The organism is Amycolatopsis sp. SID8362, from assembly GCF_010550475.1.
Classification (GTDB): Bacteria; Actinomycetota; Actinomycetes; order Mycobacteriales; family Pseudonocardiaceae; genus Amycolatopsis; species Amycolatopsis eburnea.
Map to the genome: position 1 here is coordinate 1 of NZ_JAAGNB010000068.1, position 5,665 is coordinate 5,665.

6 protein-coding genes are annotated in these 5,665 nt (G+C 71.9%); 4 read left to right on the forward strand and 2 right to left on the reverse strand.

Annotated features, from left to right (window positions below):
- From G3I65_RS02605 to G3I65_RS02620, 4 genes are all read left to right on the forward strand, one after another.
- The coding region (locus G3I65_RS02605; RefSeq protein WP_203612256.1) for a cation:proton antiporter at positions 1-416 on the forward strand (416 nt) is incomplete at its 5' end.
- A 1-nt stretch (position 417) separates the two neighbouring features.
- Positions 418-1,821: a tryptophanase gene (locus G3I65_RS02610; protein WP_160694373.1), complete on the forward strand. Its 1,404-nt coding sequence runs from the start codon at positions 418-420 to the stop codon at positions 1,819-1,821.
- A gap of 126 nt (positions 1,822-1,947) precedes the next feature.
- Positions 1,948-3,201, forward strand: a complete 1,254-nt coding sequence (locus G3I65_RS02615) for a triacylglycerol lipase (RefSeq protein WP_160694375.1) — start codon at positions 1,948-1,950, stop codon at positions 3,199-3,201.
- A gap of 11 nt (positions 3,202-3,212) precedes the next feature.
- A complete protein-coding gene (locus tag G3I65_RS02620) occupies positions 3,213-4,268 on the forward strand; it encodes an alpha/beta fold hydrolase (protein WP_160694377.1) in 1,056 nt (351 codons plus the stop codon).
- Here G3I65_RS02620 and G3I65_RS02625 read toward each other — a convergent pair whose 3' ends face one another.
- Positions 4,269-5,009 (reverse strand): DinB family protein, encoded by a 741-nt coding sequence (locus G3I65_RS02625; RefSeq protein ID WP_166639566.1) that lies wholly within the window; start codon positions 5,007-5,009, stop codon positions 4,269-4,271.
- A gap of 178 nt (positions 5,010-5,187) precedes the next feature.
- Positions 5,188-5,665, reverse strand: a 478-nt coding sequence (locus G3I65_RS02630) for a helix-turn-helix domain-containing protein (RefSeq protein ID WP_160694381.1), incomplete at its 5' end; no start/stop codon positions are given.

Consider the following 5,665-nt stretch of genomic DNA (forward strand, 5'->3'; position numbering starts at 1 on the left):
TCTTCGCCGGCGCCGTCGTCGGGCACGCCGTCCCGGCGCTGAACCCGGCCGAGCTGGTCGCCCCGATCGGCGGGCTGCTGGCACCGCTGTACTTCGTGCACGTCGGGCGCACCGTCGACCTCGGCCTGCTCGACGCGGGCCTCGCCGCCGAGACCGCGGTGATCGTCGTCGTCGCCGTGCTCGGCAAGGTCGGCGGCGCCTACCTGGGGGCCCGCCTCGGCGGCGTCGATCCGCGGCCCGCCGGGGTGTTCGCGGTCCTGATGAACACCCGCGGCGTCACCGAGATCGTCTTCATCGGCATCGGGCTGAGCCTCGGCGTGCTCGACCGCGCCCTCTACACGGCGATGGTCGTGCTGGCGCTGGTGACCACGGCGATGACCGGACCGCTGCTGAACCGGCTACGCGAAGGAGTCTGAGATGCCCGCCTACCCACCGGAACCCTGGCGCGTCAAGATGGTCGAGCCGCTGCGCGCGACCACCCGGGACGAGCGCGACGAGGCGCTGCGCACGGCCGGCTGGAACCCGTGCCTGCTGCGCTCGGAAGACGTCTACGTCGACCTGTTCACCGACTCGGGCACCAACGCGATGTCGGACCGCCAGTGGTCAGCCCTCCTGCGCGGCGACGAAGCCTACGCCGGCGCGCGCAGCTTCTACGTCTTCGAGGCAGCCGTCCGCACCTTCTACGGCTACGAGCACGTCATCCCGGTGCACCAGGGCCGCGGCGCCGAGAACATCCTGTCCCGCTGCCTGATCCGGCCCGGCACCCACGTCCCCGGGAACATGTACTTCCCGAGCACCCGCGCCCACCAGGAACTCAACGGCGCGACCTTCCACGACGTCATCGTCGACGAAGCCCACGACCCCGCGTCGGAGCACCCGTTCAAGGGCGACGTCGACCTCGGCAAGCTCCGCGCGGTCATCGACGAGGCCGGGCCGGACGCGATCCCCTACGTCTCCCTCGCCGCGACCGTCAACATGGCGGGCGGCCAGCCGATCAGCGTCGCCAACCTGACCGCGACCTGCGCGCTGGCGCACGCGCACGGCATCCCGGTGTTCCTCGACACCGCCCGCGCGGTCGAAAACGCCTGGCTCGTCAAGCAACGCGAACCCGGCTGGGCGGACCGTTCGGTCGCGGACATCCTCCTCGCCCTGTGCGCGCCGACCGACGGCGCGGTCATGTCCGCGAAGAAGGACTCGCTCGCCAACATCGGCGGCTGGCTCGCCCTGCGCGACCCGATGCTCGCCGAACAGGCCCGCGGCCTCGTCCTGCTGTACGAGGGCTTGCACACGTACGGCGGCATGGCCGGCCGCGACATGGAAGCCATCGCGGCGGGCATCGCGGAATCCGTGGCGGAGAACCACCTCCGCGCCCGCGTCGGACAGGTCGAATACCTCGGGACGCGGCTGAGTGACGCCGGCGTACCCATCGTGCGCCCGACCGGCGGGCACTGCGTGTGCGTCGACGCGGCGGCCGCCCTCCCCCAGGTGCCCCGGACGGAATTCCCCGCCCAGACCCTCTCCTGCGCGGTCTACCTCGAAGCGGGCGTCCGCGGCGTCGAACGCGGCGCCCTCTCGGCCGGCCGCGACCCGGTCACCGGCGAGAACCGCCCGGCAGGCCTGGAACTGCTCCGCCTCGCCATCCCCCGCCGCGTCTACACCCAAGCGCACCTGGACCTCGTCGCGGACGGCATCATCGCGGTCCACCGCGACCGCGACCGGATCACGTCCGGGCTGACCTTCGCCTACGAGCCACCGCACCTGAGGTTCTTCCAGGCCCGGTTCAAGCCCACGGCCGGATCGTCCATCTTCGGCGACCCGTGACCGCACCTCCCGATGTGGTGCCCACGACCATGTCCGAGGCGCGCGGGGCGTGGCCGGCGCACATTGCCCCGGCTCGCCGAGTGGCCGATAGTGGCGGAGTTCCCCCGGTGTCGTGAGGAGCCCGTCGTGCGCCTGCTCAGCCTGGTGGCCGCTGCCGCCATCGTCGTCGGTGTGGAAGTCGCGGCGCTGCCGGTTGCCGCGGCCGCGCCCGCCTACCTGACCAACGAGGCGACGTTCGGCACCGTCGCCAACGGGTGGGACAAGGTGGAGCGCTACCGCGACACCACACCGGGCTTCGCCGACGAGCAGTACCCGCCGGACGGACGGGGCAACCAGGACGGGCAGCGGCTGACCTTCTTCGGCGGGGTGGCACAGCCGTCGTCGTCGCGGTTCCTGCTGTACTCCGCGCCCGGCTGGTCGACCGGCGCGAAGGCCACGCCGGTGCTGCTGGTCCACGGTGCCAACGACAACCCCGACCGGGCGTGGGCCAATCCGAACGAGTCCGGCGGCTTCGGGTGCGGCTCGGCGACGTGCCCGTCGACCGGGCTGATGCAGTACCTCAGCTCGCGGGGGTACCGGGTGTTCGCCATCGGTTTCGCGCACAAGCAGGGCGAGAACCGCCAGCAGGCGCAGCAGGTCGGTGACGCGATCGCGCTGATCAAGGCACGGCTGGGCGTCGGCCAGGTCGATCTGGTCGGCTGGAGCAAGGGCGAGCTGTCCACCCGGATGTACGTGTCCTCGGTGAAGCCGTCATGGGGACGGGCCTACGCCGGCGACGTGCGTAAGCTGATCACCCTCGGCGGGCCCAACGGTGGCTACGACTACCCGTTCGCGCACGGCTACGCGCACGACCTGTCGATCTGGCCGGAGTGCGGCGTCGGCATCAACGCGCCGAGCCCGCACACCAGGATGACCTGCTACGGCGCGTACACCTACCACCCGGAACTGTCGATCACGCCCACCGCCGGCTGGGACACCTACCCCGGGCAGCGGCAGATGCTGGCCCGCTTCGACGGCACGTTCGGCGTGGACGGCTCGCAGCAGGACTGGTACACGACCTACTACGGCGGCCAGGGTTTCTACACCGACGGGACCGGCATCCAGGCCGCGATCGACGCCGGGTCGATGATCTCCACCATCCAGTCCGCCGGCACCCCGGCGAGCGTCTCGGTGTACCTGCTGGCCGGCGGCTCACCCTCCATAGTCGGCGTGTTCAACGAGAACCGCGGCCCGAGCGACGGCATCGTGTTCGTGGCCAGCGCGTTGGACGGCACCGGCATCGGCCACCTCGCCGCGACCGCGCTGGTCGGTTCGGTGAACCACTTGCAACTGGGCTGGGCGTCGGCGTCGATGTCCCAGGTGACCAGCTGGCTGGCGTGAAAGGGACGACCGTGACCACACTCCTCGACGGAATCACCTCGGCGAAGGTGCCGACCGACCGGCTGACCGCGCACGTACTGGAAGTGGCCGGCCGGGAGCACGGCGAGCCGGTCGTGTTCGTCCACGGCAACGTCTCGTCCTCGGCCTTCTGGCAGGAGCCGATGCTCGACCTGCCGCCGCGGTACCGCCCGATCGCGGTGGACCTGCGCGGCTTCGGCGGCACCGACCCGTTGCCGGTGGACGCGACGCGGGGTCTGCGCGACTACGCCGACGACGTGGCCGCCACCCTGGCCGCACTGGGCGTCGACGCCGCGCACCTGGTCGGCTGGAGCATGGGCGGCGGCGTGGTGCTGCAGCTGCTGCGCGAGCACCCCGCGCTCGCGCGCACCGTGACGCTGGTCAACCCGGTCTCCCCCTACGGCTTCGGCGGCACCAAGGGTGCGGACGGCGAGTTGCTCGACGCGACCGGCGCCGGCTCGGGCGGCGGCGGAGCCAACCCGGACTTCGTCGCCCGGCTCAAGGACGGCGACACGTCGGACGAGTCGCCGTTCTCGCCGCGCCAGGTGCTGCTGGCCTTCTACGTCAAACCGCCGTTCCACCCCGCCCGCCTCGACGACCTCGTCGAGGCGATGCTCACCACCCGGGTCGGCGACGACCACTACCCCGGCGACTGCGCCAAGACCGACGCGTGGCCGGGCGTCGCCCCGGGCACCCGCGGCGTGCTCAACACCATGGCGCCCACCCACTTCCGCCTCGACGACCTCGACGCGATCGAGCGCAAGCCCCCGATTCTCTGGGTGCGGGGAGCGGACGACCAGATCGTGTCCGACACGTCCATGTTCGACCTCGCCCACCTCGGCGCGCTCGGCGCGGTGCCCGGCTGGCCGGGCGAGGCCACCCACCCCGCGCAGCCGATGATCACCCAGACCCGAGCGGCCCTCGACCGGTACGCCGCAGCGGGCGGCGACTACCGCGAGGTGGTCATCGCCGACGCCGGGCACAGCCCGCACATCGAGAAACCGAAGGAGTTCTCGGCGGCACTGCTCGAGGTGCTGGCCAAGGGCTGATCACGCGTCCCCAGGCTCCCGTGGCCCGGCGTCCTGCGCCTCGATCAGATCGAGGTCGCGGACGCAGAAGCCGTGGTGCTCGAAGGTCTCGTTGAGCACGGTACCGAGGCACCGCCGCACCGAGCGGCCCCGCGCATAGGGCGGCCAGACGTCGTCGCCGGGCACCGGCGCCGGCGCCGCGAGCTGCGCGGCGGTGACCTCGCCGAGCCACGCCTCCAGCTCGGCGACCTGTGCGGCACGCACGCTCACGATCTCGTCGAGGTCCGGATCGAGCGAGACATCGAGCCCATGCGCGCCGCGGTAGGGCTCGACCGTCGGCCCGATGCCCATCGGCGTGAACAGCCCGGCCGAACCCAGGCAGCACCGGCGAAACCACGAGTCGTGGACGAAGACCAAGTGCCGCAACGTCTGCCCCGCCGTCCACTCGTCGTTCACACCGCGCCGCTCGATCCCCGGCGTACGGCGGATTCGCTCGATCGTGGCGGCCCAGGCGGTATGGAGCTGGCGCGCTGCCTCCCGCAGGTCGGCGGGATCCTCGGACCGGAGCAGCACGCGCACCGGGTGACGCCGGTCGAGCTCCGCTTCGACGTACTCGGTGACCTCGACGCCGTTCACCACGAGGTTGCCGACGAGCCCGTCGATCACGGCATCCTGCATGACGACACCGATCAGCCGTGCCCCGGAGAGGTCGCACTCGCGGAACTCGGCACCGCGCAGGTCCTCGTCGACGTATCGCGTCATGCTCCGCATCCTAGGGGCGAGCAGGTTCCTCACCGTCGGGGACGTGACAACGCCGCAAGGTCTCGCGACGGCTCGAATACCGGTCGCCGGCGGCGCGGGTGCGCGGCCGATCCCGGAGCCGACCATCACGGCGAAAGTGCCCAACCAGACCGCGGTCCACAGTGGACAGCCGCCGGCGTCACCACGCGCCGGGCGAAACCGGCCGCCGATGCTCGGCCGCGTCGACCATGTCCTGCCGGATGTGCTGGAGCCATTGGCTTGTCACGAGGAGCCGGGTGCCGACCACCGTGTCCCCGCCGAACAGCTCGGCGCCGTTGCGGGTGACCTCGGCCCACTGGGCCATCCCGTCCATACTGGCCAGCCACGCCCGCTGCCACACGTCGTCGTCGATCAGGTAGCGCTCGCGGCGGCCGTCCCGCTCGCGCCGCAGCAAACCCCGTTGTTCCAGCCAAGCCACGGCTTTCGAGATCGAGGCCGGGCTAACCCGCAGCCGGGCAGCCAGCTCGGTCGCGGTGCGGCTGCCCGACTCGGCGGTGAACAGGCAGACCAGGACCCGCGCCATCATCGAGGGCACGCCGGTCTGGGTGGCCATCCGCGCGAACCGCGTCTCGAAGTCGCTCCGGGTCCGCACGTCGGCCGCCGCCCGAAGCGGTGGC

Excerpts from the sequence above, each read along its gene's own strand:
- G3I65_RS02610 (WP_160694373.1), top strand. The coding sequence starts at position 418 with ATGCCCGCCTACCCACCGGAACCCTGGCGCGTCAAGATGGTCGAGCCG.
- G3I65_RS02625 (WP_166639566.1), bottom strand. The coding sequence starts at position 5,009 with ATGACGCGATACGTCGACGAGGACCTGCGCGGTGCCGAGTTCCGCGAG.